The 26736-nt window shown below is 33.0% G+C and carries 24 protein-coding genes, 1 riboswitch and 1 other annotated feature; of the genes, 19 read left to right on the forward strand and 5 right to left on the reverse strand.

The features are described 5' to 3' along the window. The first annotated feature begins 56 nt into the window (after nucleotides 1-56). From SH09_RS04205 to ribH, 5 genes are all read left to right on the forward strand, one after another. Entirely contained in the window at nucleotides 57-1517 is a 1461-nt protein-coding gene (locus SH09_RS04205) for an FAD/NAD(P)-binding protein (protein ID WP_042738371.1), read from the forward strand. Nucleotides 1518-1770: 253 nt separating this feature from the next. Next, nucleotides 1771-1902: riboswitch (FMN riboswitch) on the forward strand. A gap of 164 nt (nucleotides 1903-2066) precedes the next feature. Beyond that, nucleotides 2067-3110 (forward strand): bifunctional diaminohydroxyphosphoribosylaminopyrimidine deaminase/5-amino-6-(5-phosphoribosylamino)uracil reductase RibD, encoded by a 1044-nt coding sequence (gene ribD, locus SH09_RS04210; protein WP_042738372.1) that lies wholly within the window; start codon nucleotides 2067-2069, stop codon nucleotides 3108-3110. 7 nt (nucleotides 3111-3117) lie between these two features. Beyond that, nucleotides 3118-3753 (forward strand): riboflavin synthase, encoded by a 636-nt coding sequence (gene ribE, locus SH09_RS04215; protein WP_042738373.1) that lies wholly within the window; start codon nucleotides 3118-3120, stop codon nucleotides 3751-3753. Between the two features lie 11 nt (nucleotides 3754-3764). Then, a complete protein-coding gene (gene ribB / locus SH09_RS04220) occupies nucleotides 3765-4949 on the forward strand; it encodes a 3,4-dihydroxy-2-butanone-4-phosphate synthase (protein ID WP_042738374.1) in 1185 nt (394 codons plus the stop codon). A gap of 13 nt (nucleotides 4950-4962) precedes the next feature. Then, nucleotides 4963-5424 carry a 6,7-dimethyl-8-ribityllumazine synthase gene (gene ribH / locus SH09_RS04225; protein WP_042738375.1) on the forward strand — a complete coding sequence of 154 codons (462 nt, stop codon included), beginning with the start codon at nucleotides 4963-4965 and terminating at the stop codon, nucleotides 5422-5424. Nucleotides 5425-5614: 190 nt separating this feature from the next. On the opposite strand, the gene SH09_RS04230 is transcribed toward ribH, so the two are convergent. Further along, nucleotides 5615-6616, reverse strand: coding sequence for a proline dehydrogenase family protein (locus SH09_RS04230; protein WP_042738376.1), 1002 nt, complete (start codon nucleotides 6614-6616; stop codon nucleotides 5615-5617). Nucleotides 6617-6887: 271 nt separating this feature from the next. On the opposite strand from SH09_RS04230, the gene SH09_RS04235 reads away from it, so the two are divergent. The 3 genes from SH09_RS04235 to SH09_RS04245 all read left to right on the forward strand — a co-directional run bounded on the left by SH09_RS04235 (nucleotide 6888) and on the right by SH09_RS04245 (nucleotide 9603). Continuing rightward, nucleotides 6888-7712: an alpha/beta fold hydrolase gene (locus tag SH09_RS04235; protein WP_042738377.1), complete on the forward strand. Its 825-nt coding sequence runs from the start codon at nucleotides 6888-6890 to the stop codon at nucleotides 7710-7712. A gap of 387 nt (nucleotides 7713-8099) precedes the next feature. After that, a complete protein-coding gene (locus tag SH09_RS04240; RefSeq protein WP_042738378.1) occupies nucleotides 8100-9056 on the forward strand; it encodes an L-lactate dehydrogenase in 957 nt (318 codons plus the stop codon). Between the two features lie 145 nt (nucleotides 9057-9201). Then, a complete protein-coding gene (locus SH09_RS04245) occupies nucleotides 9202-9603 on the forward strand; it encodes a transcriptional regulator, SarA/Rot family (RefSeq protein ID WP_042738379.1) in 402 nt (133 codons plus the stop codon). Between the two features lie 426 nt (nucleotides 9604-10029). Here the strand turns inward: SH09_RS04245 and SH09_RS04250 are convergent, their stop codons facing one another. After that, nucleotides 10030-10590 carry a tRNA (mnm(5)s(2)U34)-methyltransferase gene (locus tag SH09_RS04250; RefSeq protein ID WP_042738380.1) on the reverse strand — a complete coding sequence of 187 codons (561 nt, stop codon included), beginning with the start codon at nucleotides 10588-10590 and terminating at the stop codon, nucleotides 10030-10032. After that, nucleotides 10587-11540, reverse strand: coding sequence for a TIGR01212 family radical SAM protein (locus SH09_RS04255; RefSeq protein WP_042738381.1), 954 nt, complete (start codon nucleotides 11538-11540; stop codon nucleotides 10587-10589). Before SH09_RS04255 ends, SH09_RS04250 begins: the two co-directional genes overlap by 4 nt. 106 nt (nucleotides 11541-11646) lie before the next feature. Between SH09_RS04255 and SH09_RS04260 the strand changes: the two genes are divergently transcribed. The 3 genes from SH09_RS04260 to SH09_RS04270 all read left to right on the forward strand — a co-directional run bounded on the left by SH09_RS04260 (nucleotide 11647) and on the right by SH09_RS04270 (nucleotide 15907). Beyond that, nucleotides 11647-12822, forward strand: coding sequence for an MDR family MFS transporter (locus SH09_RS04260; protein ID WP_042738382.1), 1176 nt, complete (start codon nucleotides 11647-11649; stop codon nucleotides 12820-12822). Between the two features lie 92 nt (nucleotides 12823-12914). Further along, nucleotides 12915-13114 (forward strand) — a binding site (T-box leader). Between the two features lie 49 nt (nucleotides 13115-13163). Next, entirely contained in the window at nucleotides 13164-15578 is a 2415-nt protein-coding gene (leuS, locus tag SH09_RS04265; RefSeq protein WP_042738383.1) for a leucine--tRNA ligase, read from the forward strand. Nucleotides 15579-15595: 17 nt separating this feature from the next. After that, nucleotides 15596-15907, forward strand: coding sequence for a rhodanese-like domain-containing protein (locus tag SH09_RS04270; RefSeq protein WP_042738384.1), 312 nt, complete (start codon nucleotides 15596-15598; stop codon nucleotides 15905-15907). A 147-nt stretch (nucleotides 15908-16054) separates the two neighbouring features. Here SH09_RS04270 and SH09_RS04275 read toward each other — a convergent pair whose 3' ends face one another. Continuing rightward, nucleotides 16055-17323, reverse strand: coding sequence for a BaiN/RdsA family NAD(P)/FAD-dependent oxidoreductase (locus SH09_RS04275; RefSeq protein WP_042738385.1), 1269 nt, complete (start codon nucleotides 17321-17323; stop codon nucleotides 16055-16057). 327 nt (nucleotides 17324-17650) lie between these two features. Between SH09_RS04275 and SH09_RS04280 the strand changes: the two genes are divergently transcribed. From SH09_RS04280 to SH09_RS04315, 8 genes are all read left to right on the forward strand, one after another. Next, nucleotides 17651-19288 carry a putative polysaccharide biosynthesis protein gene (locus SH09_RS04280; protein ID WP_042738386.1) on the forward strand — a complete coding sequence of 546 codons (1638 nt, stop codon included), beginning with the start codon at nucleotides 17651-17653 and terminating at the stop codon, nucleotides 19286-19288. After that, nucleotides 19285-19983, forward strand: coding sequence for a pseudouridine synthase (locus SH09_RS04285; RefSeq protein WP_042738387.1), 699 nt, complete (start codon nucleotides 19285-19287; stop codon nucleotides 19981-19983). Before SH09_RS04280 ends, SH09_RS04285 begins: the two co-directional genes overlap by 4 nt. Nucleotides 19984-19997: 14 nt before the next feature. Next, a complete protein-coding gene (locus tag SH09_RS04290) occupies nucleotides 19998-20402 on the forward strand; it encodes a YtxH domain-containing protein (protein WP_042738388.1) in 405 nt (134 codons plus the stop codon). 680 nt (nucleotides 20403-21082) lie between these two features. Beyond that, the gene (gene pepV, locus SH09_RS04295) at nucleotides 21083-22492 is read left to right on the forward strand and encodes a dipeptidase PepV (protein WP_042738389.1); all 1410 of its coding nucleotides are present in this window, start codon (nucleotides 21083-21085) and stop codon (nucleotides 22490-22492) included. Nucleotides 22493-22494: 2 nt separating this feature from the next. Next, nucleotides 22495-23370, forward strand: coding sequence for a D-amino-acid transaminase (gene dat / locus SH09_RS04300; protein WP_042738390.1), 876 nt, complete (start codon nucleotides 22495-22497; stop codon nucleotides 23368-23370). A gap of 435 nt (nucleotides 23371-23805) precedes the next feature. Beyond that, on the forward strand, nucleotides 23806-24597 hold the full coding sequence (locus SH09_RS04305; protein WP_042738391.1) for a phosphotransferase family protein: 792 nt from the start codon (nucleotides 23806-23808) through the stop codon (nucleotides 24595-24597). A 12-nt stretch (nucleotides 24598-24609) separates the two neighbouring features. Continuing rightward, complete coding sequence (gene trmB / locus SH09_RS04310; protein ID WP_042738392.1) at nucleotides 24610-25248, forward strand: tRNA (guanosine(46)-N7)-methyltransferase TrmB; 639 nt, start codon at nucleotides 24610-24612, stop codon at nucleotides 25246-25248. A gap of 157 nt (nucleotides 25249-25405) precedes the next feature. Then, nucleotides 25406-26233: a YtnP family quorum-quenching lactonase gene (locus SH09_RS04315; protein WP_042738393.1), complete on the forward strand. Its 828-nt coding sequence runs from the start codon at nucleotides 25406-25408 to the stop codon at nucleotides 26231-26233. A 147-nt stretch (nucleotides 26234-26380) separates the two neighbouring features. On the opposite strand, the gene SH09_RS04320 is transcribed toward SH09_RS04315, so the two are convergent. After that, on the reverse strand, nucleotides 26381-26701 hold the full coding sequence (locus tag SH09_RS04320) for a PepSY domain-containing protein (RefSeq protein WP_042738394.1): 321 nt from the start codon (nucleotides 26699-26701) through the stop codon (nucleotides 26381-26383). Nucleotides 26702-26736: the final 35 nt, after the last annotated feature.

A 26736-nucleotide genomic window follows, 5' to 3' on the forward strand; every position in this document is an offset into this window, starting at 1 on the left:
TAGATCCGGTAGATTGTTATAATATATATAATTAATTGAATAGGTGGAGGGTAACTATGAGAATTGCAATAATAGGAATGGGAACTGCGGGTGTCACAGTACTAAAAGAATTGTCTAAATCAAGACGCTTTCAAGATATGCAAATTGATGCATATGATAATCCTATAAATATGGGGCAAGGTGTACCATTTCAAAATGATAGTGATCAATTACTTATCAACTTACCTGCCGAACAGATGTCGTTGAATTTAGATAATAAGCGTGAATTCTTTGATTGGTGTCAGGCGCAATCAAAATTTAAGTTTTCAAATCCTGAATATTTACCGAGATTTGTGTTTGGTCATTATATGAAGGCTTTTGTGGATAAAATTAATAATGCCAATGCTAATGTAACTCTCATAAAGGAAGAAGTTGCTGAAGTGTTCATTGAATCAAATATCGGTGAGACGGATGTGTTATATCATGTCTGTACATCAAATGATATGGAGCATTGCAAGACCTATGACATTGTCTTTTTAACGGTCGGAACATTATCATATCATGATCCATATCAATTAAAAGGAAAACCAGGTTATATTCACACACCATACCCAACTTACCATACATTAGACAATGTGAAAGATACTGATAATATCGCTATCATAGGAACTGGTTTAGCGAGTTTAGATGTTATTCGTTATGTTACCGAACATCACATCAATTTACCAATTACTGTAGCCAGTCGTAAAGGTGAATTACCAAGTGTTAGAGGTGAGATGCCAGAAATCACATTCCAATATTTAACCCCTAAAAAATTTAATGAACTAAAAGCAGAAAATTTTGGGAATGTACCATTGGATGATGCGATGGCACTATTTTTAAAAGAATGTGCCATTTATGAAATACCAGTGGAAACTTTGGTGCATCGAAAAGTTGGTAATCCTGTCGAAGATTTGAAATATGATCTAGAACATGCAGAAGACTTAGGTAAGTTTCAAAGTATACTTGAGTTAATAAAGGAAAATTTAAATTGGATTTGGAACAGTTTCAATAGGAATGATCAAAAGCGCTTCTTAGAACAATATCAACCCATATTGAAAGCAAATTCCAATCCAATGCCACCTAGAACAGCTAAATTATTGATTGAGCATATAGAAAATGAACAAATAAGAATTTATGATGGTTTAGAAAATATTGAATATAACAACCATCAGTTTAAATTGACATATGCAAATCATGGTGATGATTACTTTGATATAGTGATTAATGCCACAGGTTCTAAGACGCAACTTAAAGACCTTGATAGTGATGATCAACTTGTTATTAATTTAGAAAATAGGCAGGTCATACAAGCGCACCCATTAGGTGGTATTCAAATTGTAGCAGAAACCAACCAAGTCATAAGCCCTAGATATGGTACGTTACAAAATATGTTTGCATTAGGACAGCTTACTAATGGTATCAATCAATCTAGAAATGGTGTGACTATGATTGTAAGACAAGCGACTGGTATTATTCATAGATTGTTGGAAAATTAAATGCAAAGTACGTTATTACTATGTCATGTATTTTGATTTTAATGAATAAATATAAAAAGTATAATAATTTTTTTATAATTGCAAATGATGATGAAGTTGATTTGACGGGCTTTTTAATAGTTATAAAATGACGAAATTCAAAAAAATAAAGCCGACTTAAGTAATAAGAATTGTTATTTTTGAATTATTGTAGTATTATGTTCTTGTAACTTAATTAAAGTTGCTTGACTCAAACAGCAATTTACAATTTCATATATTCTTTCGGGGCAGGGTGAAATTCCCAACCGGCAGTAAATTAAGCCTGCGACCTGCATTTGTTTTCAAATGTGGCTGATCTAGTGAAAATCTAGAGCCGACAGTATAGTCTGGATGGGAGAAAGAATAACGTATAACTAATAAAAGGCACTAATGTAGTGTTTTATTTAGCATTCACTTATTTCTATTTTTGGATAAGTGTATTTAAATCTAAGTTTATAATGTTATAACGCATATATCCCACACCTGAAATGTACGATTTCAGGTGTTTTTTATTTTTTAGAGGTGATTAGCTTGAGTCAATATTTAAATTACGCAATTGAATTAGCGAAGATGGTAGATGGACAAACAGGATTAAATCCACCTGTCGGTTCTGTTGTAGTAAATGATGGACGCATCGTAGGTTTAGGTGCACATCTGAAGAAAGGCGATAAACACGCCGAAGTACAAGCCTTAGATATGGCACAAGATGCTGCAGAAGGTGGGACGATTTATATCTCACTAGAACCATGTACACACTATGGTTCGACGCCACCATGTGTTAATAAAATTATTGAGCATGGTTTGAAGAAAGTGGTGTATGCAGTGAAAGATACGACACTACCTTCAAATGGTGATGTAATTTTGAAAGAGGCAGGCATCGAAGTAGAATATAGACCTAATGAAGATGCTGCACTGCTATATAGAGATTTCTTTGAAGCTAAAAGGAAAGGTTTACCACAAGTTACTGTTAAAGTATCCTGCAGTTTAGATGGTAAACAAGCGACAGACTTTGGAGAAAGTAAATGGATTACAAATAAAGCAGTAAAGCAAGATGTCTTTAAATTACGTCATCAACATGACGCAGTAATAACAGGTAGAGGAACTTTAGAAGCGGATAATCCACAATACACAACACGTATTGAAAATGGTAAAGATCCTATTCGAGTCATTTTATCAAAAACTGGTGAGATAGATATGTCACTAGATATATTTAAAGATCCATCTACAGCAATTTGGATTTATACAGAAAATAAACAATTAGAAAGTAAACACGAGCAAATAACAGTTACGCAATTAGAACATTGCTCAATTGAAAATATATTAAAAGATTTGTATACAAGAGGTGTCGGTCGATTACTCGTTGAAGCAGGTCCGACCTTAACTACTACATTCTTACAAACAGAATTTATCAATGAACTTATCATATATTATGCCCCGAAATTAATAGGTGGTTCAGGTCACAATCAATTCTTCCACACAGAGCAAGTGGTTGATTTAGCTGATGTACCACAATTTGAAATTGTGAATTCCAATTTGCTTGAGCAAAATATTAAATTAGAATTGCGAAAGAAGTGAAATCAGTATGTTTACAGGTATCGTTGAAGAAGTAGGTACAATAAATAAAATATCGACACAACAATCTGTGGTTAATTTAACAATCGGCTGTAAAACGATATTGGCAGATATGCATATCGGCGATTCTATTAGTGTGAACGGCGCATGTTTAACAGTCGTTGGATTTGATGATCATTCATTTTCTGTACAAGTAATAAAAGGTACTGAAAATAAAACGTATTTAAATCAGTTAAACCAAGCACAAGAAGTTAATTTGGAAAGAGCTATGAGCGGACAAGGTCGTTTTGGTGGACATTTCGTGCTTGGTCACGTCGATGAAGTAGCAAAGATTACAAGAATACAAGCTTCAGATAATTCAAAAATAGTAACAATCAAACCCAATAACTCAAATTTAATTAAGCAAATGGTGCAACAAGGGTCTATTACGGTAGACGGTGTAAGTTTAACGATTTTTAAATTAAAGGATACGGAATTTGATATTCATCTTATTCCAGAAACTAGAAAATCGACGATACTGAATGATAAACGTGTTGGTGATCCAGTCCACATTGAAACAGATATGTTATTCAAATATGTTGAAAGAATAATGGAATCAACTGATTCAGGATTAACGTCTGACAAACTTAAAGCGTTTGGATTTTAGGAGGGCTATATATGAAATTAGATAAAATAGAGGATGCGCTACAAGCTTTAAAAGAAGGTAAAAGTGTAATAGTAGTAGATGATGAAAATAGAGAAAATGAAGGCGATCTTGTAGCAGTAACTGAATGGATGGATGATAATACGGTTAATTTTATGGCTACTTTTGGTAGAGGCTTAATATGTGCTCCCATAAGTAAACAAATAGCTGATAAATTGGAATTAGCACCAATGGTTAATCATAATTCAGATATTTATGGTACTCAATTTACCGTTAGTGTGGATCATGTTAATACAACGACGGGCATCAGTGCAGACGAAAGAATGATGACTGCAAGAGCTTTAATCGCAGAGAATGCTCAAGCAAATGACTTTAATAAACCGGGACATTTGTTCCCTTTAATTGCACAGGATAATGGTGTATTAGCAAGAAGAGGCCATACAGAAGCTTCTGTTGATTTAGCCAAATTAACAGGTGCCAAACCAGCGGCATTGATTTGTGAAATTATGAATGATGACGGGACTATGGCTAAGGGTGATGAACTTGAAGCATTTAAAGAAACGCATCAGTTGGTTATGATTTCTATTGAAGATTTAGAGCGTTATCGTAAAAATAATAATGATACTTCAATCGAAGCTAAGGCAAAAGTGAAAATGCCAACACAATTTGGCAACTTTGATATGTATGGCTTTACAACGAATCACAGTGATGAAGAACTTGTAGCAATTGTCAGTGGAGATATTAGAAAAACAGAAAATGTTCGTATTCACTCATCATGTGTCACAGGTGATATATTCCATAGCCAAAGATGTGATTGTGGTGAACAACTTGAGGCATCAATGAAATATATAAGTGAACACGGCGGTGTAATCTTGTATTTACCACAAGAAGGAAGAGGTATTGGATTAATTAATAAATTAAAAGCGTATGAATTAATTGAGCAAGGTTATGATACAGTAACAGCTAATATTGCTCTAGGTTTTGAAGAAGATTTAAGAGATTATGCCGATGCTGCACAAATTTTAAAATACTTTGGTATTGAGCAAGTCAATTTATTGAGCAATAACCCTAAGAAATTTGAAAGTTTACAAAACTATGGTGTTCAGATTGCACAAAGAATTGAGCTTGTTGTACCAACAAACAAATATAATCAAGATTATATGGATACAAAAAAAGTAAAAATGGGTCATTTAATATAGGAGGAAATTTGATATGAATTTTGAAGGTAAATTAATAGGTTCTGATTTAAAGGTAGCAGTAGTTGTAAGTAGGTTTAATGATTTTATTACAAATCGTTTGTTAGATGGTGCGAAAGATACACTCGTACGTCATGAAGTGGCAGCAGAGAATATTGATGTTGCTTATGTGCCAGGTGCATTTGAAATTCCGTTAGTTGCTAAAAAATTAGCACAAAAAAATGAATATGATGCAATTATTACTTTAGGTTGTGTTATTCGTGGTGCGACGACACATTACGATTATGTTTGTAATGAAGTGGCGAAGGGTGTTTCTAAAGCAAATGATGTATCGGATACACCAGTTATATTTGGTATTTTAACTACTGAAAATATTGAACAAGCAGTTGAACGTGCGGGTACAAAAGCAGGTAATAAAGGTTCAGAAGCTGCAGTTAGTGCAATTGAAATGGCAAACTTATTAAAATCTATTAATTAAGTTATAGCTTTTAATAAATGTCATTGTTCAATTGACTGTCAATTCAACTTTAAGGAAATAAAAAACAGTAATCTAGGCTATGACTTAGATTACTGTTTTTTTATTTTAATGGTTTAGACATTGTGAAGTACTTTCATAATGCATCATCCAAGTTTATTTATTGTAGTTACAAAATCACTTTAATACTGTGTTATTTTGAAGTGAACTTTTTGAAAAGTGCAATAGTTGCACCTAAAGCTGTTACACTTGCTGCAACAATACCAGCCTTTTTAAGCACTTCAGGTTTTGTAAATTCTTTGAACATTAAATTAAGGTTTTGTGGTCTTTCCGCTAAGCGTCTCATGAAATAACCAAACCAATCATCACCAAATGGTACATAAATACAGAAATTATAGCCATCTTTAGCGATTTCTTCAGCTAATTCAGTTCTAAATCCATATAACATTTGGAATTCATATCGATGTTTAGGTATATTATTATCCTTAATAAATTGTAAGATGTGAGTGATGACACGATCATCGTGCGTAGCAATTGATGTAACATTCTTAGCCGTCAATAATCTTTTCTTGATTAGACGTATGTAGTTTTCATCAATTTCCTCCTTGGTTTGGTAAGCAATATTATCAGCTTCTTTATAAGCCCCTTTAACCATTCTTAATCTAAGTTCTGGATATTTATCTACCAAAGCATCTGCTTTATATAAATATGCTTGAATAACAGTACCTACATTTTTAAATTCACCTTTTAAACGATCTAGCACTTGCGTGATATCGAATAAACTATCATACTTCTCAGTATCAATATTAATATGCATATTATTGAATTCATTGGCTTTCAATAATATTTCACGTAAATTACGATAAGCTAAATCAATATCAAATTCTGAACCTAATTGGCTCAGTTTAATAGACATATGGCCATTTAAATTATGATTATTAATCGCATACATCACTTCTAAGATTTGATCTTTTGCTTGTATCGCTTCGCCTTCGGTGTCCACAAATTCACCTAGGCAATCAACAGTAACTGTAATTCCTTTATCGTTTAAACGTTCAATTGTGTCTAACAAAGCAGGGATTGTGTTTCCTGCTACAACTTTATTCGCTCCTAACATGGGACCGATTTCTTTAGCTGCATTATTTAATAAAGTATTGTTAGATAGTCCTATAAAAAAATTTTTCACAATTGGCATATTAATTCCTCCCATTCTGCTAATAGCTTACCTTTCTATAATAGTGTAGCATGAATCAATTGTTAAAGAAATCGTTTACAATAAAATATATTACACTTTATATTTCATAGTACACTCATGTAATTGGTATAGAAGTGTTTTTATATATATAATGGCACAAAAATTAAATCATTCACGACAAACTACATGTTTAAAATGGAAATATCGTATACGATTTTGATACAATAAATGTAATGAATTAAATTTTTATATAGAAGGGGAAGTAGTAATTATGTGGAAATGGGAAACAGAAAATGAAGCTAAAGGCGTCATTGTGATCGCTCACAATATGCTAGAACATACAGGACGCTATGCATATGTTATTACCATGCTTCGCCGTAATGGATACCATGTGATTATGGGCGATTTACCAGGTCAAGGCCAAACTTCTCGTTCTAATAAAGGTCAAATTGAAAATTTTGACGTTTACCATGAGCATATACTTGAATGGATAAGAATCGCAAATGAATATAAGATTCCTACATATGTATTAGGTGTTGGATTAGGCGGCTTAATTATGTTGAATCTACTTGAAAAGGTCGACGTACCTATTGAAGGACTTATGTTAATTTCACCATTATTAGAATTTAAAAAAGGCAATAAAACACGTAAAGATAAAGTGATTTCAAACGTAGGGAAAATGGCCAAGGATAAACGCTTTAAAGTAGGTATAAAGGTTGAGGATTTAACACGTAATGAAGAGGTCATTGAAGAAACGATGAATGATCAATTGATGTTGCAAAAAGTTACATATAATTGGTACAAACAAATTACAGACATTATGAAAGAAACAGTGACACATTTAAAGGATATAGAATCTATACCTTTATTATTGATGTATGGTGATGCAGATAAGGTGGCAGATATCACTGCAATGAAACTAGTTAAAGATAAGGTCACAACCAATGAACTGTATTTTAAAGAATGGAAAGGTTTGTATCACGAGGTACACAATGAACCTGAACGTGATGAGGTAATGCGCTATATCTTAGCTTTCTTAAATAATAGTTCAAGTAATAATGGATTTGTAATTGATGATGAAAATGAACCTTCATAATGTGTCATGAATTAGTTATTTAGTTGAAAATTTATGATTGCTAGTTGGATTTTGAGTTGAAAGGTTATACGCCATATCTCAAGTTTTTGGTTTGGTTGATAATTTTCCCGCTCAAAATTAAAAAATACAAGTTGCTGTTGAGATACTCCGTTTAAAGTAGACACTGAAAAGTGAAGCCTTTGAAGGGAGTATTTTTATAATCTGCAATTCATTTAAAATGTAATACTTCTGAACTGTATGAATATATCAATAAAATATTGTGATTATTTTCACAAAAAATATTGCAAAAACTAAAATTGTTTGGTATATTTAATTTGTGAAAAAAATCACATAACAAACATAAATTAAATAAACTTTTGAATAGTATTTGAGGGAGGCAGTTTTAATATGGAAATGATTAAAGGAAACAAAGTTGTATTAGTTGGTGATGGAGCAGTTGGTTCTAGTTATGCATTTGCAATGGTTGCCCAAGGTATTGCTGATGAACTTGTTATTATAGATTTAGCGGAAGAGAAAGTGAAAGGTGATGTATTAGACTTAAATCACGGAGCACCTTATGGCGATTCCCCAGTTAATGTTAAAGCAGGACGATATAGTGATTGTAGCGATGCAGATTTAGTTGTTATAACAGCTGGTGCAGCACAAAAACCTGGTGAAACTAGACTAGATTTAGTTGAAAAAAATACTAAAATATTTAAATCTATCGTAAGTGAAATTATGGATTCTGGATTTGACGGTATATTTTTAATCGCAAGTAATCCAGTTGATGTATTAACTTATGTTACTCATAAAGTTTCTGGCTTACCTAAAGAACGTGTTATTGGTTCAGGAACAATCCTTGATACTGCACGTTTCAAATATGAATTAGCACAAGAATTTGGCGTATCTCCAAGTAGTGTTGAAGGTTCAATTATTGGAGAACATGGTGATTCAGAATTAGCTGTTTGGTCACAAACACGCATTGCAGGACAACCTTTATATAATATGTTAAAAGATGATCCTAGCAAACAACATAGAATTGATGAAATTTTCGTTAATACGCGTGATGCTGCTTATGATATTATCAAAGCTAAAGGTGCGACATACTACGGTATTGCAATGGGCTTATTACACATCACAAAAGCAATTTTGAAAAATCAAAATGTAGTTTTAACAGTATCTAGCTATTTAGAAGGTGAGTATGGACAAGACGATGTTTATATGGGTGTTCCTACATTAGTAAATAGAAATGGAGCAGTAAAAATATTTGAAACACCATTAAATGATGAAGAAATTAAATTATTTGAGCATTCTTCAAAAGTTTTGAAAGAAATGCAAAATAAAATCACGGATATAATTGCATAATTCATTGTTTATATTTAAACTGTAAATAAGATTAATTTTGTTTTAAAATCAAATATTTATAAAGAGTAGATTTACCACTCTTGGGGAATGTGATTTTACAAGTTAATCTAACATATATCATTTACTATGATTGGGGGAGTACTCTATGGGAAAGACACTTGCCGATAATGTTGATGGTGTATTGAGATTAGAATTAGTATTGCAAGACATCAATGATATCTTTAGCAAAGTTCAGAAGCAGTACAAAATGTCTAAAGAAGAAATCTTAATACTTCTTACTTTATGGAAAGAAGGATCAATGACTTTAAAGGAAATGGATGGTTTCGTTCAAATTAAATCATACAAACGTACAAGAACGTATAATGATTTAGTTGAAAAAGAGTGGATCTTAAAAGAAAGACCACAAAATGATGAACGTACAGTTATTATTCATTTCAATGAGAAATTGAAAGATCAAAGGGAAGATCTTTTGTCATTCTTTAAAGAAGAAATTGATTCAAAGTCATCAAGCATGCAAAACAGTCTTAAATCTATTTTAAATTTATAGGGAATGTTAAAGTAGGATGAATTATAACTTTTACTGTAACATTAAATGCGTGAAATAATTATATTTGCGTAAATAGAGATTGGGACATGAACTCCCAATCTCAAAGGTAAAGAGCTGATCTGTAATGGATTGGCTCTTTTTTTTAACTTTTACACTATAACACAATACACAAGACGGATTGTAGTTCAATGTGCGACCAATTATATAAAAGCAAAAAACGTTAATTTCTATATGTTCTAAATAGAAATTAACGTTTTTGTTAAAGCTGAGCGCTGTGTATGTGTACATGCTACCATATGAAATTCACAGTGTATCGATATATGACATTAATAAAGTCACTAACTTGACTGCTATAATTTTGATTAAGAAATTAAATTTATTTGCTTTAAATTTGTTATACGCCTTATTGTTTGAAGTGTTCGGTATTTATCTTTTTTCTATTGCGCATATAAAAGGTGGATTATTTTGTTGATTAATAAATTGATATTGTAATACATGGGCTTGTTCTTGGTCGATTTGTGTTAAATAGTCAAATAATGCATCCTTTTCGATTTTCCCTTCAGGATGTCCATGATAAATCACTAATATAATGATACCTTCTTTGGATAATATTTGAAAAATATCCTCAATAGCTGCAATCGTCGTTTGTGGTTTGGTAACAACTGATTTATCTCCTTTAGGTAGGTAGCCTAAATTGAAGATTGCTGCATCGATATGACCATAATCAGTAGGTGGTATATATGTTTGCACATGCTCATGGCCGTCTTGAATCAATGTTACATTATCAAGGTGTTTCGTACGTTCAAAGGTATTCTGAATTGCTGTTTTTTGTATATCAAATCCATAAACTTTACCATCAGGTACTTGCTCAGCTAAAAATAATGTATCATGACCATTACCACATGTAGCATCAATCACAATGCTTTCTGAATTAACATGACTGGTAATTAATGATTTGGCAAATGGTAAAATGCGTTCTACCTTCATGATTTTACAGTACTTTCAAAGTATTTACCTTGATAAGAATTTCTTCTTGCTAATTCATTATCAATTTCATTTAGTACTTCCCATTTATTGACACTCCACATAGGACCTACCATTAAATCTATCGGTCCATCTCCTGTAATTCTATGAACGATCATTTCTTGTGGGATGATTTCTAATTGGTCACATACCAAGTTTGTATATTCTTCTTGAGACATGAATTCTAACATACCCTTATCGTATTGTTTGACCATCGGTGTACCTTTTAACAAATGTAATAAATGTATTTTAATACCTTGAACGTCCATTTTTGCAACTTCTCGAGCTGTTTCCATCATCATATTGTAATCTTCGCCTGGTAAACCATTAATGATGTGTGTGCAAATGTTAATATTATGCTTTCTCAATTTTGCAACACCATCATGATACGTTTGCATATCATGAGCTCTGTTTATTAAATCAGATGTTTCTTGGTGTACGGTTTGTAATCCGAGTTCCACCCATAAATAAGTACGTTCGTTTAATTCTGCTAAATATTCAACCACGTCATCTGGTAAACAATCTGGACGTGTTGCTATAGATAAACCAACGACACCAGGTTCCTTTAATACTGCTTCGTATTTTTCGCGTAATACTTCAACAGGGGCATGTGTGTTTGTAAAAGCTTGGAAATAAGCTATATATTGACCTTCGTGCCATTTTTCATGCATGCGATCTTTAATTTGTTGGAATTGTACTTCTACTGGGTCTGCGCGATTCCCAGCAAAGTCACCACTACCTGCAGCTGAACAAAATGTGCAGCCACCATGTGCAACAGTGCCATCTCTATTAGGACAGTCGAATCCGCCATCGATTGCTACTTTAAATATTTTTTGTCCAAATTTATTTTTTAAGTGGTAATTCCATGTATGATATCTTTTGTTTTCAAATGCGTAAGGGAAAAATTGACCCATGAGACATTTTCCTTTCTAAATTCATTCTAGTTAAAGATTTTAACATATTTTAATGCTATAGTGTTTAGAGTGAAATGAGAAAATTTGAAAGAAAGGAGCCTTTTAAATGAAAATGCCTAAATCTGTTTGGTGGTTGGTAATTGGTATGGCATTGAATATAACTGGCTCAAGTTTCTTGTGGCCGTTAAATACAATATATATGAATGATGTTTTGCACAAAAGTTTAACAATGGCAGGATTAGTGTTAATGATTAATTCTATAGGTATGGTTGTGGGTAATTTACTAGGTGGTACATTATTTGATAAATTAGGCGGCTACCGCACGATTATATTAGGAACTATCATTTGCTTGATGAGTACGACGCTATTGAATTGTTTCCATGGTTGGCCTTGGTATGCAGTTTGGTTAGTTGCTTTAGGTTTTGGCGGTGGAATGATTGTGCCAGCAATTTATGCTATGGCTGGTGCTGTATGGCCCAATGGTGGTAGACAGACATTTAATGCAATTTATTTAGCTCAAAATTTAGGTGTTGCGATTGGTGCTGCATCAGGTGGATTTGTTGCTGAGTTGAGCTTCAACTATATATTTATTGCGAATTTACTGATGTATGTGTTATTTGCAATTGTAGCAATAACACAATTCAATATTAAAATAGATGTCAAAGTTAAATCACCAGAAGCATTAAAGTTATTTTCTAAGTCTTATAGATTGTACTTTAAAGCGTTGATTGCATTATGTGTCTTATTCGCTATTTGTTGGATTGCTTATATTCAATGGGAGAGTACAATTGCTTCCTTCACACAATCTTTAAATATTACGATGGGTCAATATAGTTTGTTGTGGACAGTAAATGGTATTTTGATATTAGTGGCACAACCTCTGATTTATCCATTTATTCGGCTGATGAAAGGTAATTTAAAGAGACAAATGTTTGTAGGTGTCTGTATTTTTATAGTTTCATTTTTTGTAACAAGCTTTGCAGAACAATTTTCAGTATTTATGATAGGAATGATAATTTTAACATTTGGAGAAATGTTTGTGTGGCCTGCAGTTCCAACGATTGCAAACAAATTGGCTCCAGAGGGTAAACAAGGTTCGTTTCAAGGTTATGTAAATTCAGCATCTACAATAGGAAAAGCGATTGGACCATTGTTAGGTGGCATGATTGTAGATATTTATGATATTCAAAAAATGTTTCTAATTATGATGTGCTTATTATTCATCGCTATAATTTGTATATTTATCTTAAGTCACTATTTGAATAAGATAAATGCTTCATAACTTAAAAGTTTAGTAATTACAATGAACAATGAATCAAGCGAATAAAGCTTTAAATACATTTTACTACTTGAAATAAAGTGTTATTTAAAATATTATTAGTAATGTATAGGAGTAGTAACTTAAATACTTATCATCAGAGAGCTAGGGGATGGTGAAACCTAGTGTTAAGTGTTAAGTGAACTTACCAGAACGTAAAGTGAATTGATAACATCTCAAACTATTAATTGAAACGAGTGCACAAGATTTGTGAAGCAGGGTGGTACCGCGGCTGATTTAATTTGTCGTCCCTTTGAATTAAATAATAGTTAGGGATGTTTTTTTATTGAATAGGAGGAAAAGTAGTGAATTACAATCATAATAAAATCGAAAAAAAATGGCAGGATTTTTGGGAAGAACATAAAACATTTAAAGCAAGTGATAATCTTGGACAAAAGAAATTCTATGCATTAGATATGTTCCCGTATCCATCAGGTGCAGGTTTGCATGTTGGACACCCAGAAGGATATACTGCTACAGATATTGTTTCTCGTTATAAACGAATGCAAGGCTACAATGTTTTACATCCGATGGGGTGGGATGCATTTGGGTTGCCTGCAGAACAATATGCATTGGATACAGGCAATGATCCTAGAGAATTTACTAAGCAAAATATAGCAACTTTCAAGCGTCAAATTAAAGAACTTGGTTTTAGTTATGATTGGGACAGAGAAGTAAACACAACGGATCCTCAATATTATAAATGGACGCAATGGATTTTTATTCAATTATATAATAAAGGGCTAGCATACGTAGATGAAGTAGCGGTTAACTGGTGTCCAGCATTGGGAACTGTATTATCGAATGAAGAGGTAATTGATGGGGTATCTGAACGAGGAGGACACCCAGTTTATAGAAGACCAATGAAACAATGGGTCTTAAAAATAACTGAATATGCTGATCGTCTACTAGAAGATTTAGATGATTTAGATTGGCCAGAATCATTAAAAGATATGCAAAGAAATTGGATTGGAAGATCTGAAGGTGCAAGTATTAACTTTGATGTTGAAAATAGTAATGCCCAAATCGAAGTATTTACCACACGTCCAGATACAACTTATGGTACAACATTCTTAGTGCTTAGTCCTGAACATGAGTTGGTTGACGAAATTACTACCGATGATAAAAAGGAAGCTATTAAGCAATACCAAGAAGAAGCGGCGAAAAAATCTGATTTAGAACGTACTGGTTTATCAAAAGAAAAATCAGGCGTCTTTACAGGGGCATATGCAATTAATCCTTTATCAGGTGAGAAGGCTCAAATTTGGATTGCAGATTATGTACTTTCAACTTATGGGACAGGTGCGGTTATGGCTGTACCAAGTGGTGACCAACGTGACTATGAATTTGCTAAAGCATTTGATTTACCGATTGTTGAAGTCATCGAAGGTGGCGATTTAACTAAAGAAGCTTATACTGGTGATGGACCACATATTAATTCAGGTGAGTTAAATGGTCTTTATAACGAAGCTGCCATTAAAAAAGCGATAGAGTTATTAGAAGAAAAAGGTGTTGGAACTAAAAAAGTCAATTACAAACTAAGAGATTGGTTGTTCAGTAGACAAAGATACTGGGGTGAACCAATTCCAGTTATTCATTGGGAAGATGGTTCAATGACTACTGTTCCTGAAGAAGAATTACCATTATTGTTACCAGAAACAGATGAAATCAAACCATCAGGAACAGGGGAGTCGCCATTAGCGAATATTGATGAGTTTGTAAACGTTGTTGATGAAGAGACAGGAATGAAGGGACGTCGCGAGACAAATACAATGCCACAATGGGCTGGTAGCTGTTGGTATTATTTGAGATATATTGATCCAGATAATGAAAAAATGCTTGCTGATCCTGAAAAGCTTAAGCACTGGCTGCCTGTTGATTTATATATTGGTGGAGTAGAACATGCAGTATTGCACTTATTATATGCAAGATTTTGGCATAAAGTATTGTTTGATTTAGGCGTTGTTCCAACAAAAGAGCCATTCCAAAAATTATACAACCAAGGTATGATTTTAGGTGAAGGTAACGAAAAAATGAGTAAGTCAAAAGGTAATGTAATTAATCCTGATGATATTGTACAATCACATGGTGCAGATACATTACGCCTATATGAAATGTTTATGGGACCACTAGATGCTGCAATTGCTTGGAGTGAAAATGGACTCGACGGTTCACGTAGATTCTTAGATCGTATTTGGAGACTCTTGGTAACAGAAGATGATACGCTAACTGACAAAGTAGTAGCTCAAAATAATAAATCATTAGACAAAACTTATCACCAAACTGTGAAAAAGGTAACCGAAGACTTTGATACATTGAACTTCAATACCGCAATAAGTCAGTTAATGGTATTTATTAATGATTGTTACAAAGCTAATGAAATCTATAAACCTTATATTGAAGGTTTCATAAAAATGTTAGCTCCAATTGCACCACATATTTCTGAAGAGCTTTGGGCGAAACTTGGACATGAGGAAACAATCACTTATCAACCATGGCCATCATTTGATGAAGCGATGTTAGTTGATGATGAAGTAGAGATTGTGATTCAAGTTAATGGTAAGGTGAGAGCTAAGCTTAAAATTGCCAAAGATGCTACAAAAGAAGAAATGGAACAACTTGCGTTAGAGAATGACGTAGTTAAATCAGAAATTGAAGGTAAAGACATCAAGAAAGTGATAGCAGTACCACAAAAGTTAGTGAATATAGTAGCGAAATAATTTTAGGAGGGTTCAACATGGAAACAATTACAGTTGATGAATTAAAGGAAAAGGTACTCAGTTCAGAACCAGTAAAAATAATTGATGTTAGAACTGATGAAGAAACAGCAATGGGTATTATTCCTGGTGCTGAAACAATTCCTATGAATGATATTCCTGACAATGTAAATCATTTTAACAGTGATGAAACATATTATATTATTTGTAAAGTTGGGGGTCGTAGTGCACAAGTTGTACATTATCTTGAACAACAGGGTGTCAATGCCGTTAACGTTGAAGGCGGCATGGATGCTTGGGGAGACGAAGGCCTTGAAAATAATAGTATTTAAATAAATATATTAAAAAAAGCACGTACATGAGTGAGTAATTTTAATACTCAAAGTACGTGCTTTTTTATATGATTTAGAAACTCAATGAGGCTTATAGGTTTATGAATTAGTAGTGATTTTTGTAATTTAACTACAATTTATATGATGTTAATCTATTGTTGTGGAAAATGAACCTGCATTTAAACCAGCTACATGTCCGGTAACTAATGCACTTGTAATATTGTAACCACCGGTATAACCATGTATATCAAGTACTTCTCCGCATAAAAATAATCCTGGGACTAACTTAGACATCATCGTTTTAGGTTGTATTTCCTTTAAACTCACGCCGCCGCCAGTTACAAATGCTTTATCAATGGGTAATGTTCCGTTAACTTTAAAGGTAAAGCCTTTAAATAATGCTACAAGCGTATTTATTTGCGTATTAGAAATATGATGTGCGGTTAAGTCTTCGTCAATTTCTGCGCAGTCAATCATAAATTGCAAATATCTTTCTTCTATTAAACCATGTAAACTATTTTTCACATATTTATCTGGTGCCGCATTCAATAATCCTCTAATTTCTTGTTCTAAAGCATCAGTTGTTAGTTGTGGGAAGGCATCGATTTGCATGTCTATGTCTTGTTTCTTTTGATTTTTTTGTTCTTTATAGACAAATTGGCTACATCTTAACGCAGCAGGGCCACTTATACCGAAATGGGTGAAAATCATATCCATTTGATGTGTAATTCTCTTCTTGCCATTTTTTTTAAGAACTGACACGCCAACATCTTTCAAACTTAATCCTTTTAATCTTTTATCTTTAATAAATGGCTCGGCAGAGGTGATTGGGACTTCAGTAGGGAATAGTTCGGTAATTGTATGGCCTAATGAAGTCGCAAATTTGTATCCGTCACCAGTTGAACCAGTTTGTGGGACGCTTGTACCGCCTGTAGCAATTATTAATGATTTACTTTGATATTCCTTTTGATTATTCAAAGTCACTTTAAATGAATCTGTTGAAGTATATTCCACTTTTTCAACTGTGGATTCCTCTTTCACCTCAACTTTGTTTTGGTGTAATGTTGTAACAAGTGTATCTACAACGTCTTGTGCTTTATTAGACACAGGAAACATCCTGCCGTGATCTTCTTCCTTTAGTTTGACACCGCGTGATTCGAAAAAAGCTATAATTGATTCATTATCAAAAATTGAAAAGGGACTATATAGAAACTTTCCGTTTCCAGGAATATTCTTGATAATTTCATCATAAGGTAAGCGGTTAGTCACATTACAACGTCCTCCGCCAGATATTTTTAATTTTCTACCTAAACCTTTTTTCTTTTCAAGCAGTAAAACACGTTCTCCATCAGCACTTGCAGCAGCTGCAGCCATTAGACCACTAGGTCCGCCACCTATAATGATTATTTGATACATTTTATTGCCTCCCTTTACTATATAGTGTTATTTTATATGAAGAAATATTATTTTACGATTAACACTTTAAACACATGTTTCCCACACGTTATATAACAACATTATATTTTAAAGGATAGATATTAAAAGGGCAAAGCTTTATTATTTAAATGGTTTAATAGGTTTTACATCATTTTAAAGATGATTAAATACATATAAGTTATTTGATTTATGCTTAACTTTAAGATTCATCATGCTTTCATTATATTTACTTTTGAAAAATAATTGTTAAAACGTTATGATAAAGTTTACGAGTGTAAAAATTAAATTTGAGATAGGAAGATCTGAATGAGTGAAAGTAAAGAATTAGTGCGGGGGACCTTCTTGATTACATTAAGTATTTTAATAACAAAAATACTGGGTGTAGTTTATATTATCCCGTTTTACGCAATTATAGGTGGCGAAGAAAAATTAGCACCTTTTAACTATGCGTATACTCCATATAATATTGCAATTGCAGTTGCAACTGCCGGCGTACCATTAGCGGCTTCGAAGTATGTCGCAAAATATAATGCGCTAGGTGCATATAAAGTCAGTCAGAAATTATACAAATCTAGTTTTATGGTAATGTCTATAACCGGTGTAATTGGTTTCTTATTACTTTATCTATTAGCACCAAGCATAGCGACGATTACATTAGCAAATGAATCAGGTGGCAAAGGTGCATGGACAGTTGCTGATATTACTTGGATTATTAGAATTATAAGTATGGTTGTAATCTTTATCCCGTTACTAGCTACGTGGCGAGGCGTCTTCCAAGGTTATAAATCTATGGGGCCAACAGCTGTATCGGAAGTGCTTGAACAAGTAGCTCGAATATTATTTATTTTAATAGGAAGTTATTTAGTATTAAATGTATTTAATGGATCAATTCTATCTGCGAATGCTGTTGCGACGTTTGCGGCGGCAGTAGGTGCAATAGCTGGTATCTTTACGCTTTGGTATTATTGGAGAAAAAGAAAACCACACATTTCAAAAATGGTAGCTAGTGATACAACAGGTATAAATGTTTCTTATGGTCGTATGTATAAAGAGATTATCTCTTATAGTATTCCGTTTGTAATTGTAAGTTTGAACTTCCCACTATTTAACTTAGTGGACCAATTTACGCATAATGCGGCATTGGGAGTAGCTGGTGTTCCAAACCAACTACACGACTATTTCTTCACAATATTAAACATGACAACGAATAAAATTGTAATGATACCAACATCATTAGCTTCTGGCTTTGCAGTAAGCTTAATTCCATTTATAACGAAGACTTATGCTGCAGGAGAAATTAATGAAATGCACCGTCAAATTAGAACATCGTTAGGTGTATTAATGTATATTACTGTTCCAGCTGCACTTGGAATCATGGCTTTGGCAGCTCCTTTATATACAGTGTTTTATAAATATAATGTCGATGGTAGTCACATGCTATTCTATTATGCGCCGGTAGCAATATTGATTTCTTTATTAGGTGTTACTGCATCAATGTTACAAGGTATAGATAAACAGAAATTAACTGTATTCATTATCTTAGCAGCAGTTGTTATCAAAGTTATTTTGAATACACCGCTAATTGTAGCTTTCCATTCAGCAGGTGCAATACTTAGTACAGCAATTGCATTATTATTTGCTGTATCATGTAATTTTGTTATTTTGAAAAAATATGCGAAATTCAACTTTAGTGAAACATGGCTACATTTTTCTAAAATATTCTTATATGGCTTAATTATGATGGTTGCTGTGGAAATTACATCATATATCTTACAGCTCTTTATTTCACAAGAACATAAAATCGGTGCATTAATTATTGTTATCATAAGTGTAGTTGTAGGTATGTTGATTTATGCTAGCTTCACTATGAAGAATAGATTGGCAGATGAATTCTTAGGTGATATTCCAAATAAAATTAGAAGGAAACTAGGCATTGCATCATGAGAATAGATAAATTTTTAAGTCATATGGGTGTTGGCACTAGAACAGAAGTAAAGCAATTATTAAAAAAAGGTGCTATTTCAGTTAATAATGAAGTTGAAAAATCACCGAAGACACAAATTCAGCCTAGTGAAGACCAAGTTAAGCTAAATGGTGAGCGTATTCAATATGTAGATAAAGTCTATTTATTACTGAATAAACCTAAAGGTTATATTTCAGCGGCCGTAGATGATCACCATAAAACAGTGATAGACTTAATAGATGATTATAAGTATCTTGACTTGTTTCCTGTAGGTAGATTGGATAAAGACACGGAAGGGTTATTGTTGATTACCAATGACGGTGATTTCAATCATCAATTGATGAGCCCAACCAAACATGTTTCTAAAACATATGAAGTGATTTCTCAAAAAACAATTACAAAAAATGATATAAAATTGTTTAAAACGGGTATTGAATTGAATGAAGGATTGACAAAGCCTGCTGAATTAAAGGTAGGCGAACAAGAGAAACAGTCTTTCGTAACAATTTATGAAGGTAAGTACCATCAAGTCAAACGTATGTTTCATGCAATTGACAATGAAGTGATTGAATTAAAGCGAATTAAAATCGGTGACTTAGCACTTGATGATGATTTAATTCAAGGGACTTATCGTCATTTAACTGAGCAAGATTTTAAACAATTAGGATTAAAATAAAAGAGGTGTTTTTCATGTCAAAATTACTACGTGCATTAATCGGAGTTGGAGGCGCTGCAGCTGCAGTGGTACTATCTAAAAAGGAAAACAGAGATAAATTAAAAAATGAATATAGTAAATATAAATCCAACCCAGAATCTTACAAGCAAAATGCTAAAGATATCGCTACACAAATCAGCTCAAAAGCAGGAGAAACTTTTAATGAAGTGAAGCAAGATCCGAAAGGCTATGCTCAAAAGGTTAAACAAGATCCAAAAGGATTTGTTAATAGTCAAAAGGAACACTTCAAAGGTACAGCAGATAGCAATAAAGAAATTGAAGAAGCACGCTTTGCTGACGAAGGTGCAGCGGATCCTTCAAATAACTTACGTGTAGTTACTGAAGAAGAATTAAAAAATAATGGCAATAAAAAATCATAAGTAATAGTGTATACGAAAGTAGAGTAAAGAAGCTTTGAAATAGTATTTGGTACTCTATCATATGTATTAATAATGAGTGGTACGGTGTTTTGACTTTAAAACACCGTACCACTCATTTTTTTTATTTTTGGATTACAGTGACGAGGATTATAAGTAAAATACCAAGGTTTACTAAAGAAATAGTCAGTACGCGTGTGTCTGTTTAAGCAGTTATTGTTTTTATATATGATAAGAATATGGAGCACTGTTAATGCTCGTATACTGTGGAATGAGTTGAGCAACATTCTCAATATCCATAATATGACCAAGCGCCACATAAACCAATAATCTGATGCTAACGGTTATGCTTGAAACAATAAAGCTCATGTTGTTTAGTATTTTGTTGTGTTAAATCCAACTGAAGTGGATGATTCTTTAATAAGTATATATTACAGTTTGTATATAGTGAGGATGGTTAATAACCCTTTGGTTGATTATTTATATGTATACTATTTCTAATATAGATCATTTGTTAGTTTTTGATACAGAATGGATAAAGCATAACATTTCAGTAGTTTTACTGTTTTAGGTGAAATATAACAGATAAAATTTTGAAATAATATTGTCATCTCACTGTAGTTTATCCGTTACTTCATGTAAAATATAAAATATATTAGTTTGAAGAAGGAAGTTGATCACGAATGTGGAGAGAAAAAGTACAAGAATACGAAAATCAAATCATCGAAGATTTAAAGGGATTATTAGCTATTGAAAGTGTAAGAGATGACAGTAAATCCTCTACAGAGAACCCTGTAGGCCCAGGACCACGTCAGGCACTTGATTATATGTATAAAATTGCAGAACGAGATGGTTTTGGTACACATGATGTAGATCATATTGCAGGAAGAATTGAAGTTGGATCAGGCGAAGATGTATTTGGTATTTTATGTCATGTTGATGTTGTACCAGCTGGTGAAGGTTGGGATACAAATCCATTTGACCCTGTAGTGACAGAAGATAAAGTGATTGCTAGAGGAACGTTAGATGACAAAGGTCCTACAATTGCTGCTTACTATGCTGTAAAAATACTTAATGACATGAAAGTCAATTGGAAAAAAAGAATACATATCATAATAGGGACAGATGAAGAATCTGATTGGAAATGTACTGATCGTTACTTCAAAACTGAAGAAATGCCAGCGTTAGGTTTCGCTCCAGATGCGGAATTCCCAGCAATACATGGAGAAAAAGGGATAAGTACATTCGATGTGATACAAAATGAACAAGCAGAGGAACAAGACGAACCAGAATACGAATTACGTTCATTTACATCAGGTCAAAGATACAACATGGTTCCTGATGAAGCAGAAGCACATATTAATGTGAAAGAAAATATGACAGATGTGATTCAAAACTTTGAACAATTCCTTGTAGATAATCAATTAGAAGGCGAGAGTTCGGTTGATAGCGGTGTTTTAGTACTGAATGTACAGGGTAAAGCAGTACACGGTATGGATCCATCTATAGGTATTAATGCAGGGTTATATTTATTAAACTTCTTATCTCAACTCGATTTAGATAAATCAGCTGCTAATTTTGTAGATTTTAGTGAAAAGTATTTATTCAACTCACATTTCGGTGAAAAAATGGGAATGAAATATCATACTGAAATCATGGGTGATGTTACTACTAATATTGGGGTAATAGAATATAATAATACTAAAGGTGGGAAATTTGGTATTAATTTAAGATATCCTGAAGGGTTCGAATTTGATGAAGCGATGTCTAGGTTTACAAAAGAAATAGCGGAATTAGGCTTTTCTATCGAATTAGGTAAAAACCAAACACCTCATTATGTAGAAAAAGACGATCCATTCGTTCAAACATTAGTACAAGCATATAGAAACCAAACAGGTGATGAGTCTGAACCATATACTATTGGTGGTGGCACATACGCACGTAACCTTGATAAAGGTGTAGCATTTGGTGCGATGTTTGATGACTCTGAAGATTTAATGCATCAGAAAAACGAATATATTACAAAAAAACAATTATTTAATGCGACAAGTATTTATTTAGAATCATTGTATGCATTATGTGTGGAGGAATAACTATGACAAAAGTATTAATCAATGAAAAGCTTGTAGATGAACAAGAGGCAAATGTTCCGTATAACGACAGAGGTTATGTTTTTGGCGATGGTATTTATGAATATGTAAGAATTTATGATAACCATATTTTCACAGCACGCCCACACTTTGAAAGATTGTTAAGAAGTGCAAAAGAAATAGGCTTAGACTTAAAATATTCAGTTGAAGGATTAATTGAACTTGTTCAAGAATTAATCAATGCGAATGGCATAGTAAATGGTGGCGTTTATATTCAGGTTACTCGTGGTGCTGCGCCTCGTGACCATGCCTTCCCAACACCTTCAGTAGAAGCTAATGTAATGGCATTTACAAAGAATTATGGCCGTCCTTATAAAGAATTAGAGGAAGGTATCAATGCAGTGACTACCGAAGATATTCGTTGGTTAAGATGTGACATTAAGAGTTTAAACTTATTAGGAAATGTCTTAGCTAAAGAATTGGCAGTGAAGTACAATGCTAAAGAGGCAATTCAACATAGAGGAGACATTGTTACTGAAGGTTCTTCAAGTAATGTTTATGCGATAAAGGATGGAGAAATATACACACATCCAGTGAATAACTACATCTTAAATGGAATCACGCGTAAAGTGATAAAGCATATTGCAGAAGAACAAAATATTCCATTTAACGAAGAAACGTTTACATTAGACTTCTTAAAAAATGCTGATGAAGTCATTGTTTCTAGTACTTCAATCGAAGTAATGCCAGTAGTGAAACTAAATGGTGAATCTGTAGGTGATGGAAAAGTTGGTGCAATCACTAAAAAATTACAAGAAGGTTTCACACGCTATATAGATACAGTTAGTGGAGAATTTCAAGAAAATGGACAAAAAATATAACATAATTTAACGCCAAATTATGTTATAATGCTAACTGAGCCGAATTAAAATTCTATACGATTTATAGAAGTAAAAAGTCACTTTTTGTTTCTCATTTTTGGTTGAAATACATAGCCAAACAATATAAAATCTTTTATGAGACTTGAAATTTGAAAGTAGAAAATTTCATAAAAAAGATGGAGAAATTTAAAATTAAGTACTCTGTACCATGTTAATTTATGGTATGCTATACGGGTTGCTATAAATTAACATGATCAGTATGTACGAATTATAAAGTAAAAAGGAACTTGAACCAAAAGGGACAAGTGTGTCGATTCTTACGAAAACACATTAAAATTGGTTGAAGTTTATAATTTTGTGAATGAAATTATTATATGTGGCTCTTGAAATTTGTTTTTCTAGAGCCATTTTCTAATTGAAAGTGAGGTGAACGTGTTGGAGCAGTTTTATCAATTAGGATGGACGCTTGATTCAGCAGGTGGTGCATCTGGGGAAGCTTATATGGCCGAACAAGATGGACAGAAGTTATTTTTGAAAAGAAATTCAAATCCTTTTATAGCGGCATTATCTGCTGAAGGTATCGTACCAAAACTAGTGTGGACAAAACGTATCGAAACAGGTGAAGTTGTAACCGCACAACATTGGAAAAACGGTAGAGAACTTACTTTCGATGAAATGCATGAGGAACGTGTAGCGCAATTAATGAAAAAAATACACAATTCTAAAACATTACTAAATATGTTAAAACGTATGGAAATGGAGCCCATTACACCAGATATTATGTTGAATAAAATTAATGCCTCCTTATCTCGAGAAGTGCTAACACACCATGTTGTTAGAAAAGCGTTAACTTATTTAGAAGATCATTTACCTAGTTTAGATCCACGTTTCTTTACTGTTGTTCATGGTGATGTAAACCATAATAATTGGTTGTTATCTGATCATGATGAACTTTATCTAGTTGATTGGGAAGATGCGATGATAGCTGATCCTGCAATTGATTTAGGTATGCTGCTTTACAATTACGTTCCAGAAAGTAAATGGCCTCAATGGTTAGATGTTTATGGAGTGAAAGATTCATTAGATCTACAAAAACGTATGAAGTGGTATACAGCTATTCAAGCCATTGGAATGATACAGTGGTATGAAGAACAAAAACGTTATAAAGATATGAATATGTGGTTGAAATTCTTGAACGAAATGATGAATAACAATGCATTTATTTAAGGAGTTATCAATATGAGAATGCGTCATAAACCATGGGCAGAAGATTATCTTAAATCACATTCAGATATCGTTGATATAGACGGTAGTCGAGCTGGGCATATCCGAGAATGGTTTAATAATGACCAGCCAATCTACATTGAGGTAGGTTCTGGCATGGGACAATTTATTACAACACTCGCAGCTCAAAATCCAGAAATAAATTTTGTTTCGATGGAACGTGAGAAAAATGTGATGGTAAAAGTTTTGGATAAAGTACTAGAACAAAATTTATCAAATATAAAGTTAATTTGTAATGATGCCGTTGAATTAAATGAGTATTTTGTTGATGGTGAAGTTGATAGACTTTATCTAAATTTCTCTGATCCATGGCCAAAGAATCGACATGCCAAGCGAAGATTGACATACCATACCTATTTAGCACTATATAAACAAATCTTAAAGAAAGATGGCGAACTTCACTTTAAGACAGACAATAGAGGTTTATTTGCTTATAGTTTAGAAAGTATGTCGCAATTTGGTATGTATTTTACAAAGATTAATCTAAATCTCCATGAAGAAGATGTAGAAGGTAATATAGAAACTGAATATGAGCGAAAGTTTTCTGAAAAAGGATCGAGAATTTATCGTATGGAAGCTAAGTTTCACTCATAATATGTAAATTGGTAGGGCGCATATGCTCTATCAATTTTTTTATGTCGAAATTTAGGGTATACGATTAGAAACAATCATGATTGTATTAAACGAGGGTATTGTATTAGTATAAGGAGTGTTCAAGTTAATACATATCGATGGTTAGGAGGAAGTCTTTATGAGAATTGGCAAATTTAACGTACGTTATGTGAATGGAGGCATTACCAATATTGACGGTGGTGCAATGTTTGGCGTCGTGCCGAAAGCATTGTGGACAAAAAAATACGAGGTGAATGAGAAGAATCAAATTCCTTTACCTACACACCCTATTTTAATTCAAACTGAGGATAAAAACATCTTAATCGATACAGGTATCGGTGTAGGAAAGCTAACTGAAAAAGAACGTAGGAACTTTGGTGCTGAATATGAAAGTGATATAGATAGCGACTTAAAAGCACTGCATTTAACTAGAGCTGACATAGATATACTTATCTTAACTCATTTACACTTTGATCATGCCTCAGGGTTAACTGATAATGAAGGGAATGCTAGCTTTCCAAATGCTATCCATGTCTTTCAACAAGATGAGTGGCATGAGTTCCAAAGTCCTAATATAAGAAGTAAATCAACATATTGGCCAAAAAATAATGGTACATTTCAGAGAAATTTAATTCTTTTTGAAAAAGAATATGAAGTGTATCCAGGTATTACAGTTAGCCATACTGGTGGACATAGTTATGGCCACTCTATCATTACGATTGAAAGTGAAGGGGAAAAAGCGGTACATATGGGCGATATTTTTCCAACAACAGCCCATAAAAATCCATTATGGGTTACCGCTTATGATGATTATCCAATGGATTCAATCAGAGCGAAGGAGCGATTGATACCAAAATTTATCTATGAAGGGTATTGGTTCTTGTTCTATCATGACAATAATTATTTCGCAGTAAAATATGATAAAGATAGACCAAATGAGATACAAAGTTATCTGTCACGAAATTAAAAAATAGCTAAAGTAAGAGCGTTAAATCTAGATATAAAACACCATGTTCACATGTTGATGATCAACAGTTTCCCATTTTACAAAGTGTTTATACAATTGATTTAATATACCCACTAATCAAGTGTGGATATGCTCTTGCTTTAGCCTTTATTTTGTACATTCAATAATATCAATAATTTCTCCAGTCGAAGCATCTGCAAAGAAATCATAGTAAGTGATGTTGCCATTATGTTGTGTAGTAATACCACCTTGATATACAACTAATACTTTATCGCCATGATTATAATGAATGGTTTCATTTAATATGTATGAACCTACGACATTCATAAAATATGTTCTTACTTCCTTAATGACCTTTTCAGGATTAAGGTGTTGTTGATTTTTGCGACTATTAAATGCAAAACTTACTCCGACAATGGATGCAAGTAAAATAAATATTATGATGAATAAGTTTTTTTTATTCAACATGACAGAATCTACCCCCATTAAAGTCATATTAATAG

Source organism: Staphylococcus gallinarum (assembly GCF_000875895.1).
GTDB lineage: Bacteria > Bacillota > Bacilli > Staphylococcales > Staphylococcaceae > Staphylococcus > Staphylococcus gallinarum.

Coding starts and splice junctions, on each gene's coding strand:
- SH09_RS04205 (WP_042738371.1), top strand. CDS start 57: ATGAGAATTGCAATAATAGGAATGGGAACTGCGGGTGTCACAGTACTA.
- ribE (WP_042738373.1), top strand. CDS start 3,118: ATGTTTACAGGTATCGTTGAAGAAGTAGGTACAATAAATAAAATATCG.
- ribB (WP_042738374.1), top strand. CDS start 3,765: ATGAAATTAGATAAAATAGAGGATGCGCTACAAGCTTTAAAAGAAGGT.
- ribH (WP_042738375.1), top strand. CDS start 4,963: ATGAATTTTGAAGGTAAATTAATAGGTTCTGATTTAAAGGTAGCAGTA.
- SH09_RS04230 (WP_042738376.1), bottom strand. CDS start 6,616: ATGCCAATTGTGAAAAATTTTTTTATAGGACTATCTAACAATACTTTA.
- SH09_RS04235 (WP_042738377.1), top strand. CDS start 6,888: ATGTGGAAATGGGAAACAGAAAATGAAGCTAAAGGCGTCATTGTGATC.
- SH09_RS04240 (WP_042738378.1), top strand. CDS start 8,100: ATGGAAATGATTAAAGGAAACAAAGTTGTATTAGTTGGTGATGGAGCA.
- SH09_RS04245 (WP_042738379.1), top strand. CDS start 9,202: ATGGGAAAGACACTTGCCGATAATGTTGATGGTGTATTGAGATTAGAA.
- SH09_RS04250 (WP_042738380.1), bottom strand. CDS start 10,590: ATGAAGGTAGAACGCATTTTACCATTTGCCAAATCATTAATTACCAGT.
- SH09_RS04255 (WP_042738381.1), bottom strand. CDS start 11,540: ATGGGTCAATTTTTCCCTTACGCATTTGAAAACAAAAGATATCATACA.
- SH09_RS04260 (WP_042738382.1), top strand. CDS start 11,647: ATGAAAATGCCTAAATCTGTTTGGTGGTTGGTAATTGGTATGGCATTG.
- SH09_RS04270 (WP_042738384.1), top strand. CDS start 15,596: ATGGAAACAATTACAGTTGATGAATTAAAGGAAAAGGTACTCAGTTCA.
- SH09_RS04275 (WP_042738385.1), bottom strand. CDS start 17,323: ATGTATCAAATAATCATTATAGGTGGCGGACCTAGTGGTCTAATGGCT.
- SH09_RS04280 (WP_042738386.1), top strand. CDS start 17,651: ATGAGTGAAAGTAAAGAATTAGTGCGGGGGACCTTCTTGATTACATTA.
- SH09_RS04285 (WP_042738387.1), top strand. CDS start 19,285: ATGAGAATAGATAAATTTTTAAGTCATATGGGTGTTGGCACTAGAACA.
- SH09_RS04290 (WP_042738388.1), top strand. CDS start 19,998: ATGTCAAAATTACTACGTGCATTAATCGGAGTTGGAGGCGCTGCAGCT.
- pepV (WP_042738389.1), top strand. CDS start 21,083: ATGTGGAGAGAAAAAGTACAAGAATACGAAAATCAAATCATCGAAGAT.
- dat (WP_042738390.1), top strand. CDS start 22,495: ATGACAAAAGTATTAATCAATGAAAAGCTTGTAGATGAACAAGAGGCA.
- trmB (WP_042738392.1), top strand. CDS start 24,610: ATGAGAATGCGTCATAAACCATGGGCAGAAGATTATCTTAAATCACAT.
- SH09_RS04315 (WP_042738393.1), top strand. CDS start 25,406: ATGAGAATTGGCAAATTTAACGTACGTTATGTGAATGGAGGCATTACC.
- SH09_RS04320 (WP_042738394.1), bottom strand. CDS start 26,701: ATGTTGAATAAAAAAAACTTATTCATCATAATATTTATTTTACTTGCA.